Consider the following 22,155-nt stretch of genomic DNA (forward strand, 5'->3'; position numbering starts at 1 on the left):
AAAGGTATGTACCGCAACATAATTGGAGCAGCACTCGTCAGCGTGGCACACATCGTGTCCTCTTCTGGGAACGGCTCGGCCCCAGACATCATCAGTCAATTGCAGGGCCAGGGCTACCAGGTGCAGATCAACGGCCAGCCGAGCGGTGGGCTGTCTCAGTGCACGGTCACTGACGTGCATCAGGCAATGCCCATCGCATACGTGGATCTGGACTGCACCAGCAACGACTAGACCGGCACTGCCCGCAACGCCTCGGGGAGGCTGGGCAGAAAGTGCTTGGTCGCGAAAGCCCGTATATCGTCGGCACTTTCGATAGGTTCCGGACTCGGCAACAACATGATCATCATGGCATACCGCCAGATGTTGTCGGCCAGTTCATGGACGGCTCGCGGCCCGATCCGCTCGGCGAACCCGGGCGGGAAGATCACCTGCAGCGCTGCTTCGATGCGCTGCACTGCGCCCGCGTAGTGCCGGCGCGCCAATTCCAACGTCAGCGCTGGCTCGTCGTGCACCATGCGGTTGAGCACTCGGTGTTTTCGACCTCGCAGCATCGCTTGAGTGAACGCCTCGACATAGTAGTTCGATTGCGGCCGAGAATTTTTGAGGTCTTCGGCGATGTCAGCGAACAGTCGGGCGTTCTCCCGGTCCACCACGGCGGACACCAGGTCGTCTTTGTTCGCGAAGCGGCGATAGATCGTCGTGCGGCTCAAACCGGCACGACGGGCGACGTCCTCGAGGGCGACCCGGCGGATGCCATGCTGATCGAACTCGACGAGCGCGGCGTCGAGAATCGCTTCGGCCGACTGGTCAGGCATGTCCCGCCTGCGCGAAACCCTCGGTGGCATAGCGGTTGTAGCGGACGTTCAGCGGAAGCCGGTCCCACAGCCAGTTGACCGGGCGTGAGCGCCACAGCGCCGCGAAGCGTTGGTAGTTGCGTTCTTTGCGCTCGCTCCACGGCAGGCCGAGCAGTTCGCGGGTGCGCGGCGGCATGCCGCCGGTGGTCAGGAACGCCGCGACGGGGTTGAACACCGGCGACACCAGCCGCCACACCCACGGCTTGACCGCCTTGGGCCGAGGGAATCCCTTGGTGACGTAGCCGACCCCGTACTTGGCGGTGGAGTGGGGAACCAACACCTCGTTGATCATGCGGTCCCAGTAGCGCTCGAACTCCGCGTAGTCGGCGGGCATTGGGCGATCGCTGACCCCATAGCGCCGGTACCAGGTCTTGGACTCCAGGTACATCTGTTCCTTCTCCGCGCGCGAGAGCCGCTTGACGAAGGTGTCGGCGAAGTACAGCGCCTGATCGAAGAACGTCGCGTGCGCCCAGAAGTACGTGTCTGGGTCCAGCGCGTGGTAGCGGCCGGCCTTTCCTGGTGGGCCGGGCATATCGCCCTTGATGCTGTGGTGGAAGTCGCGGACCCGGGTGCCGGGGTTGTCGTCGTCTCTGCCGTAGACGGTCATGAAGATCGGCGGGAGCGAACGCTTGACCCGGGCCGCGGTGTCGGCGAAGAACACCGAGTGGTCGAGCACGCCCTGGCCCAGCTCGGCGAGCATGTTCTGCAGCACCGCCGGACGCGGTCCGATGAGGAACATCCGGTTGTCGCCGAAGTAGCGCCAGACCAGCGATTGGGGGCCCAGTGGCAGGGCGTCGGCGGCGGACTGGGGCTCGGCGAGATCCGTCATGTGGAACAGTGTTACAGATTATGAACTTTGTACCAACGGGTTCGTGACGAGCGTCACCCGCGCCCAGATCGACGACATGTCGCGATCTGTTCGCACTTTCCCTGCCGGTTGGTCGTTGGGCGAAATCAGGAGAAGCGCTTCAGACGGAGGCTGTTGGTCACGACCAGCACCGAGGAGAACGCCATCGCCGCGCCGGCGATCATCGGGTTCAGCAAGCCCAGCGCTGCCAGCGGGATGGCCGCCACGTTGTAGCCGAACGCCCAGAACAGGTTCTGCTTGATGATCCGCAGCGTGCGCGACGACAACCGCAATGCGATCGGCACCGTGCGCAGATCACCACGCACCAGCGTGATGTCTCCGGCCTCGATCGCGGCATCGGTGCCGGTGCCCATCGCCATGCCGACGTCGGCGGTGGCCAGCGCTACCGAGTCGTTGACCCCGTCGCCGACCATCGCGACCTTCCGGCCCTCGGCCTGCAACCGTTTGATGGCGTCGGCCTTCTCCGACGGCAGCACGCCTGCGATGACGTTCTCCGCGTCGATACCGACCTCGGCGGCCACCCTGGCGGCGACGGCCGGGTTGTCACCCGTCAGCAGGATCGGGGTGATCCCCATCGTCTTCAGCTCGGCGATCGCCTCAGCACTGGTCGGCTTGACCGCGTCGACCAGCCGGATCACGCCGCGCTGGGCACCGTCCCAGGTGACGGCGACGCTGGTGCGCCCATCGTCGTCGGAGGCGCGGGCCACCCGCACCGTCACCCCGTCGACGACGCCGCTCACCCCGGTCCCCGGATCGTTGGCGAAATCGCTGACCGCAGGCACACTCAGCTCCCGCGCGCGGGCGGCGGCCACGATCGCGGCGGCCACCGGATGCTCGGAGGCGGACTCGACGGCGGCCGCGCGTGCCAGCACGACGTCGGCGTCGGTATCGGTCTCGACGGCGGCGACTGCCATCGTGCCGGTGGTCACCGTGCCGGTCTTGTCCAGGACGACGGCATCGATGCCGGTGACGGTCTCGAGCACCCGCGGTTCCTTGATCAGCACCCCGAGCTGAGCGCCACGGCCGGTGCCGACGAGGATCGCGGTCGGCGTCGCGAGGCCAAGGGCACATGGGCAGGCGATGATCAAAACCGCCACCGCCGCGGTAAACGCCGCCGTGACCGGCCCGCCGGCCAGCAGCCAGGCAACCAAGGTGATCACCGCGATGGCCAGCACCACCGGAACGAACACACCCGACACCCGGTCGGCCAGCCGCTGAATCGACGCCTTGCCGCTCTGCGCATCGGCGACCATCCGCGCCATCCGGGACAGCTGAGTGTCGGCGCCAACGCGCCTAGCGCGCAACAGGATCCGGCCGTAGGTGTTCACCGCACCGCCGAGTACCTCGTCACCGGCGCCGACGTCGACGGGCACTGACTCACCGGTCATCGCTGAGGTGTCCAGCGCCGACGCGCCGTGGACCACGACACCGTCGGTGGCCACCCGCTCGCCGGGGCGGACCACGATCACGTCACCAACCACCAACTCGCCCACCGGGATTCGCACCTCGGCGTCGTCGCGCACCACCGTGGCGTCCTTGGCGCCCAGCGATAGCAAGGCGCGCAGCGCGGCTCCCGCCGAACGCTTCGCTTTGGCCTCGGCGTACCGGCCGGCCAGCAGGAACACCGTCACCGCCGCCGCTACCTCGAAATACACATGCCCGTGACCATGCTCGGCAGCCCCGGTCACAACCGCATACAGCGACCACAGATAGGCGGCCAGGGTCCCGATGGATACCAACGTGTCCATCGTCGACGACCCGTGCCTCGCACTGTTGAGCGCGGCCTTATGGAAGGGATATCCGCCCCAGAACACGATCGGCGTGGTCAGCGCGAGCACCAGCCACAACCAGCCGGGGAACTGCCACGGCATCACCATCGAGAGCACCACCACCGGCACGGCCAGCGCCGCGGAGCCGATGAGCCGCGGCCGTAGCTGCTCGGTCGGGACGTCGTGGTTCATGTGGTCGTGGCCGTGGCCGGAATAGTCGACCACCGACGCGTGATAGCCCGAGGATTCGACGGCGTGGATCAGATCGTGCTCCGAGACCTGCGGCCCATGTTCGACGTGCGCGCGCTCGACAGCGAAGTTCACCGTGGCATGCACGCCCTCCAGGTCGTTGAGGCCGCGTTCGATCTTCACCGCGCAGGACGCGCAGCTCATGCCGGTCAACTGAAGGTCGGTCGTCGTCACGCCCCCATAATACCCCTAGGGGGTATGTTGTCCAGGGTGTCCGCGGTCACCACAACAACACGCGGATGTCCTCGTCTGGCGGCTCCGGATCCTCCGGTTCGGTCGGCTCCGGATCCTCCGATTCGGTCGGCTCCGGATCGTCCTCGGAGCTGCTCGGCGGAGGAACCGACTGCAAGTGCCTGCGCTCGCGACCGGTCATCGCGTACCACCCTGCCGGTGACTGCGGATCGCCTCGGCCAGCCCTGCAACCGGCGCGATGGCTTCGCGCGTCAGCTCGTCCAGCCGGCGCGTGTCCTCGGCGTCGGCCACGAAGTCGGCCAGGCCGGGCAGGCCCGCCAGCAGTGCCAGCAACCCACAGCTCAGCAACCAGGGTTCGGCCGGATATCCGGCGATCGCCGTCCGAACCGCGTCGCCGACGTCGTCGATCAGTTCCCGGACGCGGTATTCGTCATACGGTTCGAGACTTCCGACCCGCAACCAGCCTTCGCTGGTCAGCTGCTCCTGAACCGCTGAGATCGCCTCACGAGCGTTCCTGGCGACCAGCTGCGCCCACGTCGCGCGGTTATGGACGCCTACCTGGGCAAACGCGGCCCGAAGGATCGGATCGTCGGGACTTGCGGCTTTGCCGGGGACCGCGCGGCCCCCACGTTCCACCAGGAAACCCATCAGATAGAGGTCGGCCAGCATCGCAGCTTGCAGGGCGAAACCGAACAACGCGGGGTCGTCAACATCGAATCGACCCTGCTCCGGGTCGAAAGTGAGCAGATACAGCTGGCCGTGCAGCGTCGAGGGAACTGACGTGGACTCCGACGACCGCCCGCCGATGTGCTGCATATCCCCTCCTCGTTCGCTGTTGTCGCAGAACGGGTTTGAGATCATCACTCAACCGAGCGAGCGCCGCTGTCGCTCCGTTGAGATAACTCTGTCGCATAAGTCGGCTGAGGGCATGCGTAGAGCACTACTCATATTTGCCAAATCGGTACGGAGTAACGGAAAAGCGCTGTCGTTGGCTCAGCGCCAGTGCAGTGGGACAATGGCTGAACCGACGACGAAAAGATGACCGGGATGACTCTGACGCACATGGAGCAGCGGTCCGCGCCGACCGAACACATCGCCGTGCGATGCGTGGATTCCGACGTCCACCCGGTGCCGCGGCGCGGGGTATTGATCGACTACATCCCCGAACCCTGGCGCACGAAATACTTCCTGTCCCACCCCGTGGGTGAGCTGATCTACTACGACGCCCCCGACTACGCGCACGCCTACGCGATGCGTACCGATACCTTCCCGGACGACGGCGAGTTCGCTGGAAGCGACCCCGACCTGGCATTTCGCCAGCTGGTCATGGAGGCCGGCGCCGACATCGCCATCCTGGAACCCCTGGCGCCAGGCCACCGGATCCCCGAAGCCGCACAGGCCTCGGCGATCGCCACCAACCACTGGCTCGACGAGCATTGGCTCGACAGCCGCAACAATTGGCACGAGCGCTGGCGCGGCTCGATCACGGTGGCCATCGAAGACCCCGCCGGGGCAGTCCGCGAAATCGAAAAATGGGCCGGCCACCCCTTCATGGCACAGATCATGATCAAGGCCGAACCCCGGCCGTCGTGGGGTGATCCGACGTACGACCCGATCTGGGCGGCCGCCACCAAACACGACATCACGGTCAGCTGCCATTTGGGTCGCGGCAAGTACGAGACCCTTCCGATCCCGCCGGTCGGCTTACCGAGCTACAACCACGACTTCATGGTCAGCTACTCGCTGCTGGCCGCCAATCAGGTGATGAGCATGATCTTCGACGGGCTCTTCGACCGCTTCCCCACCCTGCGGATCGTGTTCGTGGAGCACGCCTTCAGCTGGATCCTGCCGCTGATGTGGCGGATGGACGCCATCTACGAGGCCCGCAAGTCCTGGCTGGACATCAAGCGCAAACCCAGCGAGTACGTCAAGGACCACATCAAGTGGACCACCCAGCCGCTGGATTACCCGGAGGACAAGACTGAACTGCTGCGGGCCTTCGAGTGGATGGAATGCGAGAAGATCCTGCTGTTCTCCTCCGACTACCCGCACTGGACGTTCGACGACCCGCGCTGGCTGGTCAAGCACCTGCCAGAGCACGCCCGCGACGCGGTGATGTGGCGCAACGGTGTGCAAACCTACAAGCTGCCTACGTCGGTTCCAGTGCTGGAGGGTCAGACGCGGGTGTTCTGATGGCCGCGACGGCACGCGCCTGCCTGCCGCGCAGCAGTCCGGCTACCCCTAACACCAGCAGCACCCCGGCCGCGGTTAACAAGGCCCAGCTCAGAAACATCAGCGGCGGGTCAAAGGCCACCGAAGTGGTCGACGGCTGACCGTCGGCAACCGGGGACACGGGCACCACGCTGCGGGAGTCCAGGCCGGTGATCACCGCGCCCGCCAACGCGAGCGCAGCCAGTAACAACTGGACGACATGCCTCACGGAGCGCTCGCCGTCTCGCCCTCGACCAGGCTGGTGAGTGCAGCCCGCAAGCCTCGATGATTGCGCGCCCATGCCTGTGCCGTGCGCTTCCCGGTGAGCTCAACGCCGATGCCGGTGCGGCCGCGAGGCACCCCGGACAATTCGCCCAGCGCCCGCGACGTCTGCCACTTCTCCAGTAGCTCACGGGATTTCGCAGAGTGCTGCGCCTCAGGAAACACCCGCACGATATGGGTCAACGGGGTGACCTCGGTGCCTTCCCGCAGCGCGTCGCGGGTTAGCTCGACACTGGTGTGGATCCGCGCGGCTTTGACCTGAAGACCCAGGAAACCCGTCACGAGGACCAGGAAAATCAGCGGGACCCAGGGCTGGAAGCCCACCCCGCCCTTGAACTGAATCAGCAGCATCGCGATCGCAGCTGCCGGCCCGGCGAGCAGCCAGTACCAGCTAGCGCCGGTCTCGAAGAACAACCGCTCGGGCCGTTCGAGCAGCTGGTCGTCAGGCATCGGACTCCGGCGAGTCCGTCGGCGTGTACCACTGCTGCGCCGAGGGCCGCAGGACCAAGGCCGCAGCGATGATCACGAGGACCAGGACAAGCAGCCACACCAGACCATTCGTCATCACCGAGAACAAGGCCAACAGCACAGCGAGTGCGACCGACAGCGCGACCGCGGCTCGCCGGAACCTGGAATCGCCGCCACGGGCCCGGCCAGTCAAGTAGCTCAGCAGCGCACCGCTGACGATCCACAGCGCGCCGGCGCCTCTGAAGAAGATCGGAACGTGGTCCTGCGAAAACACGAGCAGCAAGCCACCCAAGATCAGCAGGATTGCCGCCGCCAGCCAGCACCAAATGGCAATCGAGACGACACGGGGCCTAGGTTCGGTTGCGGTCATCGTCGGGTCAGCCTATCGGGTCACTTGGTGAAGAAACCGTGCGCGTCCTGACGGTGCAGCAGGACGGCACCGCCGATGATCAGCACCGACCCGATGATGCCGGTCACGGCGAAGATCACTGCCTGCACCGTCTCCCGCTCGGTACTGAACAAACTGGCCCCGGTGTAGATGACGGTGGCCAGCCCACCACCGGTGAGAACGGTGCGCGTCCACCGATACCCGGACCGCATCAAGAACAGGAAGGTCAGGACCAGGGCGGCCGTCGTCAGTGCGAACAGCACCGTGACACCGATGACCAGGAACGAGGAGTGCTTACTCGCGGTGAACCAGGCGTCGGTGAGATAGCCGACCACCATCAGTGGCAGCGCGATCAGCCACAACCAGAAACCGGTGTCGACATCCTCCGGACGTGCAGGTGCCCCCGTCGGCTGCTGATGGGTCACGCCAGCCAGCCCGCGACGTCGGCGGCCCAGTAGGTCAAGACGATATCGGCGCCCGCGCGCCGGATGCTGGTCAACGACTCCAGCGCGGCGGCCCGGCCGTCGACCCACCCGTTCGCCGCGGCGGCGCTGATCATCGCGTACTCCCCCGATACCTGGTAAGCGGCCACCGGTACCGGCGCGACATCGGCGGCCGCACGCACGATGTCCAGGTAGGCCATGGCCGGTTTGACCATGACAATGTCGGCCCCCTCGTCGAGGTCGAGTGCGATCTCGCGCAGCGCTTCCCGGGCATTGCCGCTGTCCTGCTGGTAGGTACGCCGATCGCCTTGCAGGCTCGAACCCACCGCGTCGCGGAAGGGGCCGTAGAAGGCCGACGCGAACTTGGCGGCATACGCCAGGATCAGCACATCGGTGAAGCCGGCCGCGTCGAGCCCGTCACGGATGGCGGCCACCTGACCGTCCATCATGCCGCTCGGGCCGACCACGAGGGCCCCCGATTCCGCTTGTGCGACAGCAAGTTTGACGTACTGCGCATTGGTGGCGTCGTTATCGACCCGGCCGCGGGCGTCGAGCAGGCCGCAGTGGCCGTGGTCGGTGAATTCGTCGAGGCAGGTGTCGGCCATCAGCACGGTGTCATCGCCGAGGTCCTTGGCCAGATCACGCAGAGCGACGTTGAGGATCCCGTCCGGATCCACGCCGGCCGAGCCCAGCGCGTCCTTGTCCGCTTCCCGAGGAACGCCGAACAGCATCAGCCCGCCGACACCGGCTTCGACGGCCTGCTCGGCCGCGCGGCGCAGCGATTCGCGGGTGTGCTGGAAAACGCCCGGCATGGAAGCAATCGGGCGTTGCTCGTCGATCCCGTCGGCGACGAACATCGGCAACACCAGATGCCTTGGCTCCAGCGATGTTTCGGCCACCAACCGGCGGAGCGCCGGGGTGGAGCGCAGCCGACGTGGACGCTGTCGTGGATAGCCGGGCAAGGTCATGCCTTATCTGTTTAGCGGCGTCGGCTCTTTTTGCGCGGCGGCGGCAACGCGCCCTCGGCACGCAGCCGGGCGGCATGCTCGGCGAGCGCATCGACCAGCGGGCCCACGGCAGCCGTCTCGGGCTGGACGTCCACCCGCAGACCGAATTCCGCGGCGGTCTCCGCCGTCTTCGGCCCGATGCACGCCACGATCGTGCGGGCGTGCGGCTTGCCTGCGATGCCTACGAGGTTGCGCACCGTGGAGCTGGACGTGAAGCACACGGCATCGAACCCGCCGGTCTTGATCATCTCGCGGGTCTCCGCGGGCGGCGGTGCCGCGCGCACGGTGCGATAGGCGGTGACGTCCTCGATCTCCCAGCCCCGGTCACGCAGGCCCTCGGCCAGGGTCTCGGTGGCGATATCGGCGCGCGGCAGCAGCACCCGGTTGACCGGATCGAAAATGCTGTCGTACTCCGGGAATTCGTCGAGCAGGCCCAGCGAGGACTGCTCGCCGGACGGCACCAGCTCAGGGCTCACGCCGAAGGCGCGCACCCGGTCGGCCGTCGACTCGCCCACGCAGGCGATCTTCACACCGGAAAACGCCCGGGCATCCAGGCCGAACTCGCCGAACTTCTCCCACACCGCACGCACGGCGTTGGTGGAGGTGAACACCACCCACTGGTAGCGGCCGTCGACCAAACCCTTGACGGCCCTTTCCATCTGGGCCGGGCTGCGCGGTGGCTCGACGGCGATGGTCGGCACCTCGATGGGCAGAGCGCCGTGGCCGATCAGCTTGTCGCTCATCTCGCCGGCCTGGTCCTTGGTGCGCGGCACCAGCACGGTCCAGCCGTACAGCGCCCGGCTCTCCCACCAGTTCAGCTTGGCGCGGTGCGCGACGGTCTTGCCGATGGTGGCCACCAACGTGCCCGTCAGCGGCCCGGCCGGGTCGTTGTTGCAGGCCAGGGTGGCGCGGTCGATGAGGCCGTGCAGCGTGGTCTCCACCGAGCGCTGCCCACAGGTGGTGCCGTTGGACGTGACCACGCAGGGCGTGCTGTCGGCCAACCCGTACTCGATGAGAGTGCGCGCCGCCTCAGGCAGATGCGAGGCGCTCGCGGTCAGGATCAGCGGGCCCGGCGCCGCGGCCAGGGCCGCCCAGTCCACCTCGCCGCGAACGTCGGCCACGGTGTGGGCCGAGCCGAGCGGCAGGCCGGCGTAGGTGGGTACCGCGCTGGTCGCGGGCAGTCCGGGAACGATCTCGAATTCGGCGTGCGCCCGAGCCACCGCGTTCACCTCGGTGATCACCGAGTCGACCGACAGCGGATCTCCAGCGATCAGCCGAACCACGTCGAAGCCGGTCTTGGGCTCGGCGACCAAGGTCTTGGCCACCTCGGCCGGGTCGCCCAGCGCTGGGCGGATGTCAGGGCCGACGGAGACGACCGGCGGAGCAGTCTCGTCATGGCCGTCGGCGGGCGGGCCATCGGGCGCCGGAGCCGGGCCCACCGCGGGCGGCAGGTCGGTGCCGACTACGGCCAGCACAGCCTGCGGCACGTCCGGGTCCGTGAACACCAGCGCGGCATTGGCCAAAACGGTGCGGGCACGCGTCGTCAACAGATTGGGGTCACCTGGACCCGAGCCGACGAACGTGATGTGTCCCGGCTTCGCCTTACGTCCCCGACCGCTCACATGCCCAGTCATCGCTTCACTCCCGCTCTACCGCGTCGGTTTCGTCGTCGCGCAGTCTTACCGACATAACCTCGCGCGCACCGAGCTCGAACAACTCCGCGGCCACCGAGAGCCCCAGCTCTGCGGACCGGCCGGGTGTGCCGATACCGGACGCACGGATCACGTCGGATCCGTCTGCTGCCGCCACGCATGCGCGCAGTGACAGCTCGTCGAAGACGCGGCCGTCGTCATCGATGGACTCGACCACTTCGGCGATCGCGCCCACCGGTGCGGAACAACCCGCCTCCAGTTCGGCCAGCAGGACTCGCTCGGCGGTGACCGCGGCGCGTGTGTCGGGATCGTCCAGCTCTCCCAACAGCGTCGCGAGCTCGGTATCGCCTGCGCGGCACTCGACCGCAAGCGCACCTTGAGCCGGCGCTGGCAACATCTGCACCGGCTCCAGCGTCTCGGTGACATCGCCGAGTCGTCCAAGACGGGCCAGACCCGCCCGGGCAACCACGATGGCGTCGAGATCACCACTGCTTACCCTGTTCAACCTGGTATCTAGGTTGCCTCTTAGGGGGCGGATTTCCAAACCGAGACCCAGTGCCCTAAGCTGTGCCGCCCGCCGCACGGAGCTTGTGCCGATCACCGAGCCCGTCGGCAACTCCCCCAAGACCATCCCGTCGCGGGCCACCAACGCGTCGCGAGCGTCCTCTCGCCGGGGGATCGCAGCGATGACGAACCGGTCGTCGGAAGCCGTCGGCAAATCCTTGTACGAGTGCACCGCCATGTCGACGCGGCCGTCGGCGATGGCTTCACGCAAGGCGGCGGTGAACACCCCGACACCGATCTCGGCGACTGGCTTGTCTGATCGGTCGCCCTCGGTGCTGATGATGACCAGCTCGGCGCGATGCCCGCGCTCGATGAGTTGGTCTCTAATGGTCCCGGCCTGCGTGGTCGCCAGCAGACTGCCCCGGGTACCGATCCGGATCACCGCGTCGTTACTGCCGGCCAACCGCGCTACCCAGCGCCGTCAGTTCGGCCCTGATCGAATTCCGTTGCCGGCAGGGGCAATTCACCTGCAGCAACGGCATCGACGGCCTGTGGATCGAGTTCGAAGAGTTCCCGCAACGCCTCGGCGTAGGTGTCCCCACCGGGCGCGCTGGCCAGCTGCTTGACCCGAACGGTCGGGGCGTGCAGCAGCTTGTCGACCACCCGGCGGACGGTGCGGGCAACCTCGTCGCGCTGAGCGTCGTCCAGGCCCGGCAGCCGGTTGTCGAGCCGCAACAGCTCGGACTCGACGACGTCGGCGGCGCGCTGACGAAGGGCGGTGACAGTGGGGGTGACCTCGGCCATCCGCTGGCCGGCCAGATAGCTAGCAACCTCGGTGGCGACGATTTGGCGGGCGGCTTCGGCGTCTGCGGCTGCCGCACGGGCGGACGGCTCACGCTGCACCCGGTCCATGTCGATGACCGAAACGCCCGGCAGCCCGGCCACCGCGGGGTCAACGTCGCGGGGCATGCCCAGATCGCACAGCACCAGCGGTGGAGCGGTCTCGTCGCGGCGGGCGCTGGCCAGCGCATGGTGCACATCGGCCAGCGACACCACCGGGCGGACCGCGCCGGTACAGCTCACCACGACATCAGCCGCGGTCAGCGCGGCCGGCAGATGCTCGAGGGTCAGCGCCTGCGCGGTGGCACCCTGCTGGCGGATGTTCTCGGCCAGCCGCTGGGCGCGGGGCAGCGAACGGTTCACGACGTCGATGTGGATGACACCGGCCCGCAACAGATGTGCGACCGAGAGCCCGCCCATCGACCCGGCGCCGACGACGGTGGCCGTGCGCCCGGCCAGCCCGTCCAGGCGTGAGGCGGCGATGTCCAACGCGACGGACACCACACTGGCGCCCGCGGAATCGATCGCGGTCTCGGAGTGCACCCGCTTGCCCACCGACAGGGCGCGCTGGGACAAGTCGTGCAGGATCCGGCCGACGGTCTTGTTGGTCTCAGCACTGGCGTAGGCGCGACGGACCTGGCCGAGCACCTGCTGCTCGCCGATCACCGCGCTGTCCAGACCGCTGGCAACCGCGAAGAGATGCTCGACAGCGGCCTCGCTGTAGCGGACGTAGGCGTACTTGGTCAGATCGCCCATCGACATTCCGGAGTGCTCGGCTAGCACCTGCCCGATCGCCGACAGACCGCCGTGGAAGGCGTCGACCACCGCGTAGACCTCGACCCGGTTGCAGGTGGACAGCACCATCGCCTCAGTCACCAGCGGCGACTGCAACAGCTCGTCGACAATCTTGACCTGATCGGACTCAGCGAAAGACAACTGCTCAAGGACGGAAACGGGAGCGCTACGGTGCGATACCCCGAACAGCAGCACGCTCACGGCACGATCACCTGGCCCGCTCCCTTGCTGTTACGGAATGCTCCGTTAGTGAAACTTACTTCCACGGTAAACGCTGCGCAGGCGGCTGGCCAAATTCCGGGCGGAGTTCACCCGTCGTCTTCGACGACCACACGGCCGAGGGCGAGATCCGTTCTTAACCTGGGCTCGTCGACATCCCAGTAACTGTGCTCGTGGCCGTCGAGCAGAACCACCGGCAGACGGTCGCCGAATTCGGCTCGCAACGCGCTGTCGCCGGCGGCTGCCGCGGCGTCGACGTCGATGAGGGACAGCTCGAAGTCGAGTTCGGCGGCCAGCTCGACCAGCCGGTGGTAGACCCGCTGGCAGATGCTGCATCCGGCGCGGCTCAACAGCTCGACGTGTGCGCGGCTCACGCGAGTCAGTGTCGCAGTTAGGGTTGTCCCATGGGTTCCGGGTACGACGACCAGGAGCTCGCTGGTGATGCCAGTGCCGAGCGGGCCGCCGACGAGTTGGTCGCCGAGCAGGCCAGTGCCGTCGCTCGCGACGCCAGCATGGCCGCGCACCGCGAGCCCGAGCCACAGGCCACCGAAGCGGCGTTGCCGCCGGCCGACCTCACCGCGGCCGCGTTCTTCGACGTCGACAACACGCTGGTGCAGGGCTCGTCGCTGGTGCACTTCGGTCGCGGCCTGGCGGCCCGCAAGTACTTCACCTACGCCGACATGGCCAAGTTCATCTACGCGCAGGCCAAGTTCCAGCTGACCGGCCGGGAGAACAGCGACGACGTCGCCGAGGGCAGGCGCAAGGCGCTGGCATTCATCGAGGGACGCTCGACCGCGGAGCTGATCGCGGTCGGCGAGGAGATCTACGACGAGATCATCGCCGACAAGATCTGGCCCGGCACCCGCGCTCTGGCCCAGATGCATCTGGACGCCGGCCAGCAGGTGTGGCTCGTCACTGCGACCCCCTACGAGCTTGCCCACACGATCGCCCGGAAGCTGGGCTTCACCGGCGCGCTGGGCACCGTCGCGGAGTCCGAGAACGGCGTGTTCACTGGACGGCTGGTCGGCGACATCCTGCACGGGGTCGGCAAGGCGCACGCCGTGCGGCAGCTGGCCATTCGCGAGGGCCTCAACCTCAAGCGCTGCACGGCTTACTCCGACAGCTACAACGACGTGCCGATGCTGTCGCTGGTCGGGACGGCAGTCGCCATCAACCCCGACGCCGACCTGCGAGAGCTGGCCCGGGAGCGCGGCTGGGAGATCCGCGATTTCCGGACCGCGCGCAAAGCGGCGCGCATCGGGGTGCCGTCAGCGCTGGCGCTGGGCGCGGTCGGTGGGGCGCTCGCCGCGGCGGTATCGCGCAGGCGCTGACTCGGCTCATCCCGGACTTGCCCCCCAGTCTTCGCCATACCCGCTGATAGGCTCCTCCGGTGTCAATCGCCAGCGACATCATTGGAACCCACTACCGCTACCCGGACTATTACCTGGTCGGCCGGGAGAAGATTCGCGAGTACGCCACGGCGATCCAGTCCGACGATCCGTTGCACTACAGCGAGGAAGCAGCCAAGGCCGCCGGTTACGCCGATGTGGTGGCCCCGCTGACGTTCATCGCGATCCCGGGACGCCAGGTGCAGCTGGACATCTTCCGCAACTTCGACGTCGGGATCAATATCGCCCGCGTCATTCACCGCGATCAGAAGATCCTTTTTCACCGGCCAATCGTGGCCGGCGACAAATTGTTCTTCGATTCCTGGCTGGATTCGGTGGTCGAAAGCCACGGCACGGTCATCAGTGAATTGCGCAGCGAAGTCACCGACGAAGAGGGCAAACCGGTGATGACGACCGTTGTGACAATGATCGGTGAAGCCGAAGGCGACGAGGAGACCAACGCTCAGGTGGCGGCCATCGCCGCGGCGGCGATGGGCAGGCAAACCGCGCGCTGACTGCGCACGCTGCAAGCCGACTCGGGCCGCTCAGCCCAAGAACATGTTGCGACGCTTGGTCAGCAACTGATAGAGCGTCTGCTGGATGGTCTCGCGCACCTGGTCGGTGAGATCGAAGGTGACCATCGGGTCGTCGGCCGCGGTCTCGTCGTAGTCGGCCGTCTCGATCGGGGTGCCAAATGCGATGTGCCACTTGGACGGAAGCGGAATCAGCCCCGCCGGTCCGGCCAGTGGGAACAGCGGCGTGATCGGGAAATACGGCAGTCCGAGCACCCGCGCGAGCAGTTTGACGTCGGCGATCATCGGATAGATCTCTTCGGACCCGACGATCGAGCACGGGATGATCGGGGCCTTGGTGCGCAGCGCCGCCGAGACGAAGCCGCCGCGGCCGAAGCGCTGCAGCTTGTAGCGATCCCGGAACGGCTTGCCCAAACCCTTGTAGCCCTCGGGGAAGACCGCCGTCAGCTCGCCGCCGACTAGTAGCCGGTGGGCGTCGACGGTGGAGGCCATGGTGTGGCCGGCCTTGCGCGCGATCGGGCCCATCATCGGCATGTCGAACACCATGTCGGCGGCCAGCAACCGCAGATCCCGCTGCTTGGGGTGATGGTCGTGCACCGCCACCGACAACATCAACCCGTCGAACGGCAACGTGCCCGCGTGATTGGCGACCACCAGGCCGGCACCGCTTCGCGGCAGGTTCTCGATGCCACTGACCTCGACCCGGAACCAATTCTGGAAAAAGAAGCGCAGCAAAGGCATAACGAGCGCGTTGTTGAATTGTGGATCGAAGCCGAATTCATCGACCGTGTAATCGCCGTTGAGCCTCTTGGACACGAAATCCGCGACCGCCGAAATACGTTGCGCCAGTTCATTCGGAACATCAGTGCCGCCGCCGGGAATGCCCGTTCCGCGGTGCGCATCGATTTCCCGGACGACTGCGGCGAGTTCTTCGGCCGTGGCGCGGGTGCTGGGATCGGCCAGCAGCGAGGGATGCCGGCGGGCGGCCTCGGCGCGCTGCGCAGCACGCCGAGCAGCCGCTGCACGATTTGAATTCGAATGCAGCGGAATCACTTTCGCTTTGGAATCACCCGCCACTTCAGTTACCTTCTCCCCACCATCGGCCCATCAGCCGCCCCATCGCTGCGCAACGGCGACCGCGCGACTCTCCACAGATCGTACCCATTTGGGGTCAATGATCGGGGTCAAACCTCGGCCGCGCACGTAATCGTCGAATGCCTCCATCGTCGTCCATTTCGGCGCAAAGCCCAACTCGGAGCGCATTCGGGCGGTATCCATGACGCGCCCGTAATTAAGCCAGTCCATCTGGTCACGGTTGAGATCGGAAGGCCGGCCCGCCCGTCGCAACGAATACAGTGCCCACACCCCGGAACTCGGCAGCGGAATCGCAATCCGTCCCGATCGCCGGATCGCCTGCGACATCATGATCACGCCGTCGGCGCCGATGTTGAACGTGCCCGACTTGCCCGCCATCGTGGCGCGCTCCAGCGCCCCCAGCGCGTCCTGCTCGTGCAGCAACTGCAGCCGTGCGTCGTGGCCGAGCACGGTGGGCACCAGCGGACCGGCCAGATACCGCGACAACGCGGTATCCATCGCCGGCCCGATCATGTTGGCCAACCTCAAAATCGTGACCGCGATATCGGGCCTGCGGCGGCCGAGCCCGCGCACGTAACCCTCGATGTCGATGCTGTCGCGGGCGAAGCCCTCACCCGGGGGCCGACGGCTACTGCTGTCCTCGGTGTAGACCACCGGGTCGTGGGCGTGCGAGCCGTAGACCTCGGAGGTGGACTTGAGGATCACCCGGCGCACCGACGGCGCCTTCTGGCAGGCCGCGAACAGCTGCATGGCGCCCATCACGTTGATTTCCTTCAACGTGGCGCGCCCACCCGAGCGAGGGGCGTAGGAAGCCGCCGAAGCGTGCACGACGGTGTCGACTTCGCCGTTTCGAATCACCTTGGCGATAAACGGGTTTCGAATGTCAGCCCGGACGAATTCGGCCCGGCCCATCCGGCGCAACATGTCCTTGCTCGGCGCGATGGCGTCGACAGCGATGACCTTGTTGATCAACGGGTTCTGCGCCAACCGCGCGGTCAGGTAACCGCCGAGGAACCGACAGGCCCCGGTGACCAGCACGACCCTTGGGTAGTGCGGCGCTTCGGTGTCGGTACCGCCGGAATCCATGTGGACAGACTATCGGCTACAGACTGCGCCCGGCTTAGCGCGACAGCTGCCGGGCCAGTGCCCGGCAGCGGATTTACTTGCCGAGTTTTCTGCGCTGAACCCGGGTACGACGCAGCAGCTTGCGGTGCTTCTTCTTCGACATGCGCTTACGCCGCTTCTTGATGACTGAACCCATGAAAATTCGCTACCTAAGTCCTCGCAGTGCCTGCACCAGCGCAGGCTTCTTGTGTCCCGGACACCTTACCTAAGCAGGCACGCGGAACGGAAAACGGCCGGTATGAGACCGGCTCGTTAACCCGCATCGAAGTAAGAGGTCTCCAGCAAGTCATGGACGGCCTTGGCATGCACGCGGAAGGAGCGACCTACCCGCACCGCGGGCAGCTCCCCGTTGTGCACCAGGCGGTAGACCGTCATCTTGCTGACGCGCATCAGCGCAGCTACTTCGGCGACGGTCAGAAATTGAGCTCTGGCGGCCGGCGGACTGTCGGCGCCACCGGCATCACGCGCCGATTTTCCAGCCGAATCCCGCGCCGATGGCCCGTTCATAGACGTCATCGCAACCCAATCCGTCAGGCACGGGCAGTTCCAGCGGCTTCCCCACCGCTGGCACCCAGCCGTGCATACACGAGGAGAATAGCGTGGCGGATGGGGTTACTGCGACGGGTGTGGGTCAATCCGTCAGAAAAATCTGAACTACTCTGATGTAATTCCGAGCTGCTCAGAGCGTGTTTTCGCGGCGTCGATGGCAGCGGCGACGGCCGCCCGCACCCCACCCCTCTCGAGTTCCCGCAGGCCAGCGGCCGTGGTCCCGCCCGGGGAGGTGACCATTGCGCGCAGCCGGGCCGCAGATGTGTCCAGTCCGGTGTCTTCGCCAGCCTCTCGCTGGCTGTCGAGGCGTTCGAGCAGCATTGCCGCCGATCCGGCCATGGTTTGCACCGCGAGGTCGGTGGCGACCGCTCTGGACAGCCCGTTGGCGACGCCGGCGTCGACCAATGCTTCGACAAATAGGAAGAAGTACGCCGGCCCAGAGCCAGAGACGGCCGTAACGGCGTCCAGCTGGCTCTCCGGGACGGTCAACACGTCACCGATGCACCGGAAGACCCCCGCGGCGTCGGCGAGCTGCTCAGGCGTCGCGAACCGGCCGGCGGCCAGGGCACTGACGCCGGCACCCACCAGGGCCGGGGCGTTGGGCATCACCCGGATCACGGGTGAGCCGGCGGGCAGCCGGGCCTCGTAGAAACCGATCGTCACGCCGGCGAGGACGGTGACGAAGACCTGCTCGACGGTGTCGCTCTCGGCCTGGGCGGCGGCCTCGGCGATTTCGGCGACGACGGATTCGGCATCGGCCGGTTTCACCGCGACAATCACGAACGCCGCGGTCTCGACCGCCTCGGAGACCGTTGCGACCTGAACCGAGTACTTCTCCCCCAGGTACTGAGCCCGCTCCGGCATCCGCTCGGAGACCACGAGGTCTTTGACCTGCCGGCCCGCTCGAAGCAGTCCCGAAAGGATCGCCTCGCCCATGCTGCCGCCGCCGATGATCGCGATTCTGGCCATGTCCGAGAACCCTAATGGAGGGCTACTGGGCGGGCACCAAGGCCAGCTGGCGGGTCTGCACGATGATGCGCCCCTCGCTGTCGACCACGGTGTGGTCCTCGTCGAACCAGTCCTGGCCGATCTGCGTCGTCGTGCAGGCCACCCGCAGCCAGCCGTCGGCGGGCAGCCCCCGCAGATACGCGGTCATCTGCACCGTCGGAGCCCAGCCACGGCGGTCGACCGCGTAGCAGACCGGCACCGAGATATCCCCGCACATCAGCGCGAACAACACGTCCACCGACCCCTCCTTGGGCCGGACCCAGATCTTGAACACCGGGGCGCCGGACTCGGTGACCGTCTCGGTCAACTCGGGCCGGATATCGCAGCCGCGAGCCAGATTGTTGATCGCGGCCGCGGGATGCCCCGGCCCGATCGGCTCGATATGGGCGGGCGGCTCCACGCTCATCAGCGCCGTCACCGGATTGGCCGACAACAGCGGCTGCACATGGTGCTCGGGGTCGCCGAGGGTGACCACCGCCCGCACGCAGATCCGCTCGCCCTGAGACAGCGCCACGTCCACCAGGCCGATCCGGCGGCCGCGCTTCTGCACCGTAGTGACCAGACGCACCGGACCGGGGTCGGGGGCGGACAGGAAATCCGCCGACACCGCCACCGGCTCAAAGCCTTCATGGGAGTACGCCTCGCGGGCGGCCTTGGCGCACAGCGCCAGCATCACTCCGCCGTGGACTTTGGGCCCAATTGTCCAGTGCTCGTTGAGGTTTGCGTCAAAGCCGCCATCAGTGGACTGAAGCACCATCGCATCGTCGAACCGGGGGTACATCAATACCTTTCTCGCTCATCGCAACAGATGGGTGCGCGCGAACTGAAGCGACTCGACCAACAGCGCCTCGCGCTCGGCCTTGGTACGCGCCCCAGAAGTGGTGACTTCGAGGATCACATGCCCGGTGAAGTCGCTGGCGGCCAGCATCTGACACACCTCGACGGTGGGCTGAGTTCCCCGGCCGGGCACCAGGTGTTCGTCGGTCGAGGCACCGTTGCCGTCGCACAGGTGCAGGTGCACCAGGCCGGATCCCATCCGCTCGGCCATGTCCAGGGCGTCGGTGCCCGCCGTGGCGGTATGCGACAGATCCAGCGTGTAGTGGGCATGGTCCCCGTCGAGCGGGTCATAGGACGGCGCGAACGCCGAAATGCCCACGCCGGGACGGCCTCCCCGCTTACGCATCCGCTCGATCGACGGATCACCCGAGCCGAAGAACCGGTCGGCACGGAACGGGAACATGTTCTCCACCGCGACCAGCACGTCGCTGCGGCTCTCCAATTCGGCGACCTGCTCGCTGAAGCCCTCGGCATAGCGGCGCTGCCACCGGAACGGCGGGTGCACCACAACAGTCTGTGCGCCAAGGCGTTCGGCGGCCTGGACACTGCGGGTCAGCTTCGGGATGGGATTGGCGCCCCACACCCGCTGCGAGATCAGCAGACATGGCGCATGCACCGACAATACGGGCATGTTGTAGCGGCGCGACAGCTTGGCGATAGCCCCGATGTCCTGACTGACGGTCTCGGCCCACACCATGAGTTCGACACCGTCGTAACCCAATTCGGCCGCGTACTCGAAAGCGGCCTCGGTCCTCAGCGGATAGACCGAGGCCGTCGACAGACCAACCTTGATTGCGGGGCGCACTGAAAAATCAGGTCGACTGCAGCAGCGCCAACGGTCCGAGTGTGACCAGCGCCCCGACCGCCACGGCGATCAGAGTGCTGGCGATGTCCTCGGTTTTCCGGACGATTCGGACGGCCACTACGAGGCCCAGGATGACCAGTACCGACAGCACCAGCGCGACGATGTTGTTCCACCGCCACAGCTGGTCGAACGCAACGAAGAGCCCGGCGCCGAATGCGACCGCCAGGATCGACTGGCCGACGACCAGCACGGCGCGCCACAGCGCGGTCAGCTTGGTCTCGCGGGGTAGGCCCTCGGGCGCTTCGGTCTCGGTCGCCGCCGCGCCGCCGTCGTGCTCGTCGTCGCGGACCCCACCACGGCGGGCGAGGTCGTCGGCCACCGTCTGCCCGCCGAACAGGGTGCCCCCGGAGGACCGCAGATAAGACTGCAGCTCGGCGGCGTCGTCTGCCTGCTCCTCGGGCGCCAGATCCAGTGCCGGGGCGGCTTCGTCGAGCGGGTCGAACGCCATCTGCTCGGCATCCGATGCGTCAGCATCCTCAGCCGAGGCATCCGCCGGCTGCGGCTCGGGTCTGCGCAGGGGCCGCGGGTCATAAGCCTTCTCAGGACCGCGTTCCTTACGGGGAAGCGGACTGTCCGCACGCGTCGGCGGTGGATCAAAGGGCCTCACCGGCGTCTCCTCGGCGGCGACGGCCGTCGCCGGGGCCGATCCGTTGGTGGCCTTAGGCACCACCGGCTCGGGGGCGATCGGCTCCTCGCCGACCGGCTCCTCAGCCACCTCCACATCGGTCACGTCGACGTCTGTCACGTCTACATCCCGCGTGATCGGGATCTCACCGGTGCGGATGATCGGGATCTCGCCGGTCAGTTCCGCGACGGTCACCGCGTCGTTGTTGCCGCGCCGGCGGCGGCGTCGCCCCCCGACCGGTGGTGAGCCGATCGTTCCATTCTTGGCGAGCAGCTCGGCCACCGAGATCGGCCGGCTGTTCTCGCTGTCATCTGGTGCAGTCATCGTGTGCCTCTCGATCGGACGGCAGTCGACCGATCAAAACCCTTGTTTCCAGCATCCCCCACCGAGGTTTCCACCAGGGCAGTTCCGTCAGCTTCACTGTCGAGTCGGCGCAGGATTATGCCCTCGCGTAGTGCCCAGGGACAGATGTCGACGGATTCCAATGACAGTGCTCGCATGCTCGCCTCCGCCACCAGAGCGCCGGCCACTATCTGCGGCGCCCGCTCGGCACTGACTCCCTCCAACTCGGCACGATCTGTCGTGGTCATCCTAGAGATGAAAGATATGAGCTGCCTCAGGCCGTTGGCCGTGAGCGTCCGCTTGACCCTGGGCCCGGCACCCGACGGGGCGGCGCCGGTGAGCCTGGCCAGCGAACGGAATGTCTTGGATGTCGCCACCGCAAGGTCGGGAAGGCCGGCGTCCAAGACGAACGCACTGGCCTCGGCGAGCTCGTTGTCCAGCCAGTCGCGCAGCATGGCCACCCGGCGCCGCCCGGGCGGATCGTCGGGCAGCCACTCGCGGGTCAGCCGGCCGGCGCCCAGCGGCAGTGACAGCGCCACCTCGGGCGCCTCGTCGACACCGTTGGACAGCTCCAGAGAGCCGCCGCCGATATCGAGGTTGATGATGCGTCCGGCGCTCCAGCCATACCACCGCCGCACCGCCAGGAAGGTCAGCCGCGATTCGTTGGCGCCCGACAGGACCTGCAGGTTCACCCCGGTCTCAGCCAGCACGCGGGCCAGCACATCCTCGGAATTCTTGGCGTCGCGAACCGCCGAGGTGGCGAAGGCCATTAGGTCGGCGCAGCCGGAGCTCGCGGCGATCTTGGCGAACTCGTCGACGGTGTCGATCAGCTTGTCGGCGCCGCGGCGGGTCAGCTTGCCGGAGTCGTCGATCGCCTCGGCGAGCCGCAGCGCGGCTTTCGTCGAGCTCATCGGAGTTGGATGGCCGCCGCGGTGCGCATCGACCACCAGCAGATGAACTGTATTGCTGCCCACGTCGAGCACGCCTAATCGCACGTGAACAAAACTAGCGTGCTAGTCCACCACGACACTTACGACATGGGGCAAA

The 22,155-nt window shown here is 66.9% G+C and carries 27 protein-coding genes; 4 read left to right on the plus strand and 23 right to left on the minus strand.

Features of this window, described 5'->3' with window-relative positions; all coding sequences use genetic code 11:
* Window positions 1–42 precede the first annotated feature (42 nt).
* Window positions 43–231, plus strand: a complete 189-nt coding sequence (locus CG716_RS17860; protein WP_094481970.1) for a hypothetical protein — start codon at window positions 43–45, stop codon at window positions 229–231.
* On the opposite strand, the gene CG716_RS17865 is transcribed toward CG716_RS17860, so the two are convergent.
* The 5 genes from CG716_RS17865 to CG716_RS17880 all read right to left on the minus strand — a co-directional run bounded on the left by CG716_RS17865 (window position 228) and on the right by CG716_RS17880 (window position 4,748).
* On the minus strand, window positions 228–815 hold the full coding sequence (locus CG716_RS17865) for a TetR/AcrR family transcriptional regulator (RefSeq protein WP_094481975.1): 588 nt from the start codon (window positions 813–815) through the stop codon (window positions 228–230). The genes CG716_RS17860 and CG716_RS17865 overlap by 4 nt on opposite strands.
* Window positions 808–1,683 carry an oxygenase MpaB family protein gene (locus CG716_RS17870; protein WP_094481977.1) on the minus strand — a complete coding sequence of 292 codons (876 nt, stop codon included), beginning with the start codon at window positions 1,681–1,683 and terminating at the stop codon, window positions 808–810. The genes CG716_RS17865 and CG716_RS17870 overlap by 8 nt, the downstream gene beginning before the upstream one ends.
* 125 nt (window positions 1,684–1,808) lie before the next feature.
* Window positions 1,809–3,884, minus strand: a complete 2,076-nt coding sequence (locus tag CG716_RS17875; protein WP_094481979.1) for a heavy metal translocating P-type ATPase — start codon at window positions 3,882–3,884, stop codon at window positions 1,809–1,811.
* Window positions 3,885–3,960: 76 nt separating this feature from the next.
* Window positions 3,961–4,113, minus strand: a complete 153-nt coding sequence (locus tag CG716_RS30245; RefSeq protein ID WP_165774194.1) for a hypothetical protein — start codon at window positions 4,111–4,113, stop codon at window positions 3,961–3,963.
* Window positions 4,110–4,748: a GOLPH3/VPS74 family protein gene (locus CG716_RS17880; RefSeq protein WP_165774195.1), complete on the minus strand. Its 639-nt coding sequence runs from the start codon at window positions 4,746–4,748 to the stop codon at window positions 4,110–4,112. The genes CG716_RS30245 and CG716_RS17880 overlap by 4 nt, the downstream gene beginning before the upstream one ends.
* A gap of 231 nt (window positions 4,749–4,979) precedes the next feature.
* Between CG716_RS17880 and CG716_RS17885 the strand changes: the two genes are divergently transcribed.
* Window positions 4,980–6,125 (plus strand): amidohydrolase family protein, encoded by a 1,146-nt coding sequence (locus CG716_RS17885; RefSeq protein WP_094481983.1) that lies wholly within the window; start codon window positions 4,980–4,982, stop codon window positions 6,123–6,125.
* Here the strand turns inward: CG716_RS17885 and CG716_RS17890 are convergent.
* From CG716_RS17890 to CG716_RS17930, 9 genes are all read right to left on the minus strand, one after another.
* Entirely contained in the window at window positions 6,082–6,372 is a 291-nt protein-coding gene (locus CG716_RS17890) for a hypothetical protein (protein ID WP_094481985.1), read from the minus strand. The two genes, CG716_RS17885 and CG716_RS17890, sit on opposite strands and share 44 nt — an antisense overlap.
* Window positions 6,369–6,875, minus strand: a complete 507-nt coding sequence (locus tag CG716_RS17895) for a transport-regulating membrane protein Mce1N (RefSeq protein WP_094481987.1) — start codon at window positions 6,873–6,875, stop codon at window positions 6,369–6,371. Before CG716_RS17895 ends, CG716_RS17890 begins: the two co-directional genes overlap by 4 nt.
* Window positions 6,868–7,263 carry a hypothetical protein gene (locus CG716_RS17900; protein ID WP_094481989.1) on the minus strand — a complete coding sequence of 132 codons (396 nt, stop codon included), beginning with the start codon at window positions 7,261–7,263 and terminating at the stop codon, window positions 6,868–6,870. Before CG716_RS17900 ends, CG716_RS17895 begins: the two co-directional genes overlap by 8 nt.
* A 20-nt stretch (window positions 7,264–7,283) precedes the next feature.
* Complete coding sequence (locus CG716_RS17905) at window positions 7,284–7,706, minus strand: hypothetical protein (RefSeq protein WP_094481991.1); 423 nt, start codon at window positions 7,704–7,706, stop codon at window positions 7,284–7,286.
* The gene (gene hemB, locus CG716_RS17910) at window positions 7,703–8,692 is read right to left on the minus strand and encodes a porphobilinogen synthase (RefSeq protein ID WP_094481993.1); all 990 of its coding nucleotides are present in this window, start codon (window positions 8,690–8,692) and stop codon (window positions 7,703–7,705) included. Before hemB ends, CG716_RS17905 begins: the two co-directional genes overlap by 4 nt.
* 11 nt (window positions 8,693–8,703) lie before the next feature.
* Window positions 8,704–10,365: a bifunctional uroporphyrinogen-III C-methyltransferase/uroporphyrinogen-III synthase gene (locus tag CG716_RS17915; protein ID WP_234817894.1), complete on the minus strand. Its 1,662-nt coding sequence runs from the start codon at window positions 10,363–10,365 to the stop codon at window positions 8,704–8,706.
* Window positions 10,366–10,369: 4 nt separating this feature from the next.
* Complete coding sequence (hemC, locus tag CG716_RS17920) at window positions 10,370–11,329, minus strand: hydroxymethylbilane synthase (RefSeq protein WP_165774199.1); 960 nt, start codon at window positions 11,327–11,329, stop codon at window positions 10,370–10,372.
* 26 nt (window positions 11,330–11,355) lie between these two features.
* Window positions 11,356–12,723, minus strand: coding sequence for a glutamyl-tRNA reductase (locus tag CG716_RS17925; RefSeq protein WP_094481999.1), 1,368 nt, complete (start codon window positions 12,721–12,723; stop codon window positions 11,356–11,358).
* Window positions 12,724–12,830: 107 nt separating this feature from the next.
* Window positions 12,831–13,124: a glutaredoxin family protein gene (locus CG716_RS17930; protein WP_094482113.1), complete on the minus strand. Its 294-nt coding sequence runs from the start codon at window positions 13,122–13,124 to the stop codon at window positions 12,831–12,833.
* A gap of 21 nt (window positions 13,125–13,145) precedes the next feature.
* Here CG716_RS17930 and CG716_RS17935 point away from each other — a divergent pair, with 21 nt between their 5' ends.
* On the plus strand, window positions 13,146–14,072 hold the full coding sequence (locus tag CG716_RS17935; RefSeq protein WP_094482001.1) for an HAD family hydrolase: 927 nt from the start codon (window positions 13,146–13,148) through the stop codon (window positions 14,070–14,072).
* A gap of 59 nt (window positions 14,073–14,131) precedes the next feature.
* Entirely contained in the window at window positions 14,132–14,644 is a 513-nt protein-coding gene (locus CG716_RS17940; protein WP_094482003.1) for an FAS1-like dehydratase domain-containing protein, read from the plus strand.
* Between the two features lie 30 nt (window positions 14,645–14,674).
* Here CG716_RS17940 and CG716_RS17945 read toward each other — a convergent pair whose 3' ends face one another.
* From CG716_RS17945 to CG716_RS17985, 9 genes are all read right to left on the minus strand, one after another.
* The gene (locus CG716_RS17945) at window positions 14,675–15,739 is read right to left on the minus strand and encodes a lysophospholipid acyltransferase family protein (RefSeq protein WP_094482005.1); all 1,065 of its coding nucleotides are present in this window, start codon (window positions 15,737–15,739) and stop codon (window positions 14,675–14,677) included.
* A 30-nt stretch (window positions 15,740–15,769) separates the two neighbouring features.
* Complete coding sequence (locus CG716_RS17950) at window positions 15,770–16,843, minus strand: SDR family oxidoreductase (RefSeq protein WP_094482007.1); 1,074 nt, start codon at window positions 16,841–16,843, stop codon at window positions 15,770–15,772.
* A gap of 73 nt (window positions 16,844–16,916) precedes the next feature.
* The gene (locus CG716_RS17955) at window positions 16,917–17,018 is read right to left on the minus strand and encodes a 30S ribosomal protein bS22 (protein WP_003402602.1); all 102 of its coding nucleotides are present in this window, start codon (window positions 17,016–17,018) and stop codon (window positions 16,917–16,919) included.
* 116 nt (window positions 17,019–17,134) lie between these two features.
* The gene (locus CG716_RS17960; RefSeq protein WP_036422530.1) at window positions 17,135–17,398 is read right to left on the minus strand and encodes a helix-turn-helix domain-containing protein; all 264 of its coding nucleotides are present in this window, start codon (window positions 17,396–17,398) and stop codon (window positions 17,135–17,137) included.
* 138 nt (window positions 17,399–17,536) lie between these two features.
* Entirely contained in the window at window positions 17,537–18,400 is an 864-nt protein-coding gene (gene proC / locus CG716_RS17965) for a pyrroline-5-carboxylate reductase (RefSeq protein WP_094482009.1), read from the minus strand.
* 22 nt (window positions 18,401–18,422) lie between these two features.
* Window positions 18,423–19,220 (minus strand): thioesterase family protein, encoded by a 798-nt coding sequence (locus CG716_RS17970; protein ID WP_094482011.1) that lies wholly within the window; start codon window positions 19,218–19,220, stop codon window positions 18,423–18,425.
* Window positions 19,221–19,235: 15 nt separating this feature from the next.
* On the minus strand, window positions 19,236–20,081 hold the full coding sequence (locus CG716_RS17975; protein ID WP_094482013.1) for a sugar phosphate isomerase/epimerase family protein: 846 nt from the start codon (window positions 20,079–20,081) through the stop codon (window positions 19,236–19,238).
* Between the two features lie 7 nt (window positions 20,082–20,088).
* Complete coding sequence (locus CG716_RS17980) at window positions 20,089–21,090, minus strand: Rv0497 family membrane protein (protein ID WP_094482015.1); 1,002 nt, start codon at window positions 21,088–21,090, stop codon at window positions 20,089–20,091.
* Complete coding sequence (locus CG716_RS17985) at window positions 21,087–22,103, minus strand: Ppx/GppA family phosphatase (RefSeq protein ID WP_094482017.1); 1,017 nt, start codon at window positions 22,101–22,103, stop codon at window positions 21,087–21,089. Before CG716_RS17985 ends, CG716_RS17980 begins: the two co-directional genes overlap by 4 nt.
* Window positions 22,104–22,155: the final 52 nt, after the last annotated feature.

This window comes from Mycolicibacterium sphagni, assembly GCF_002250655.1.
Taxonomy (GTDB): domain Bacteria; phylum Actinomycetota; class Actinomycetes; order Mycobacteriales; family Mycobacteriaceae; genus Mycobacterium; species Mycobacterium sphagni.

Bases quoted from the DNA above. Each gene is read 5' to 3' on its own strand.
- CG716_RS17865 (WP_094481975.1), bottom strand. From the start codon at position 815: ATGCCTGACCAGTCGGCCGAAGCGATTCTCGACGCCGCGCTCGTCGAG.
- CG716_RS17870 (WP_094481977.1), bottom strand. From the start codon at position 1,683: ATGACGGATCTCGCCGAGCCCCAGTCCGCCGCCGACGCCCTGCCACTG.
- CG716_RS17875 (WP_094481979.1), bottom strand. From the start codon at position 3,884: ATGAGCTGCGCGTCCTGCGCGGTGAAGATCGAACGCGGCCTCAACGAC.
- CG716_RS30245 (WP_165774194.1), bottom strand. From the start codon at position 4,113: ATGACCGGTCGCGAGCGCAGGCACTTGCAGTCGGTTCCTCCGCCGAGC.
- CG716_RS17880 (WP_165774195.1), bottom strand. From the start codon at position 4,748: ATGCAGCACATCGGCGGGCGGTCGTCGGAGTCCACGTCAGTTCCCTCG.
- CG716_RS17885 (WP_094481983.1), top strand. From the start codon at position 4,980: ATGACTCTGACGCACATGGAGCAGCGGTCCGCGCCGACCGAACACATC.
- CG716_RS17895 (WP_094481987.1), bottom strand. From the start codon at position 6,875: ATGCCTGACGACCAGCTGCTCGAACGGCCCGAGCGGTTGTTCTTCGAG.
- CG716_RS17900 (WP_094481989.1), bottom strand. From the start codon at position 7,263: ATGACCGCAACCGAACCTAGGCCCCGTGTCGTCTCGATTGCCATTTGG.
- hemB (WP_094481993.1), bottom strand. From the start codon at position 8,692: ATGACCTTGCCCGGCTATCCACGACAGCGTCCACGTCGGCTGCGCTCC.
- CG716_RS17915 (WP_234817894.1), bottom strand. From the start codon at position 10,365: ATGACTGGGCATGTGAGCGGTCGGGGACGTAAGGCGAAGCCGGGACAC.
- CG716_RS17935 (WP_094482001.1), top strand. From the start codon at position 13,146: ATGGGTTCCGGGTACGACGACCAGGAGCTCGCTGGTGATGCCAGTGCC.
- CG716_RS17950 (WP_094482007.1), bottom strand. From the start codon at position 16,843: ATGGATTCCGGCGGTACCGACACCGAAGCGCCGCACTACCCAAGGGTC.
- CG716_RS17955 (WP_003402602.1), bottom strand. From the start codon at position 17,018: ATGGGTTCAGTCATCAAGAAGCGGCGTAAGCGCATGTCGAAGAAGAAG.
- CG716_RS17960 (WP_036422530.1), bottom strand. From the start codon at position 17,398: ATGACGTCTATGAACGGGCCATCGGCGCGGGATTCGGCTGGAAAATCG.
- proC (WP_094482009.1), bottom strand. From the start codon at position 18,400: ATGGCCAGAATCGCGATCATCGGCGGCGGCAGCATGGGCGAGGCGATC.
- CG716_RS17970 (WP_094482011.1), bottom strand. From the start codon at position 19,220: ATGTACCCCCGGTTCGACGATGCGATGGTGCTTCAGTCCACTGATGGC.
- CG716_RS17980 (WP_094482015.1), bottom strand. From the start codon at position 21,090: ATGACTGCACCAGATGACAGCGAGAACAGCCGGCCGATCTCGGTGGCC.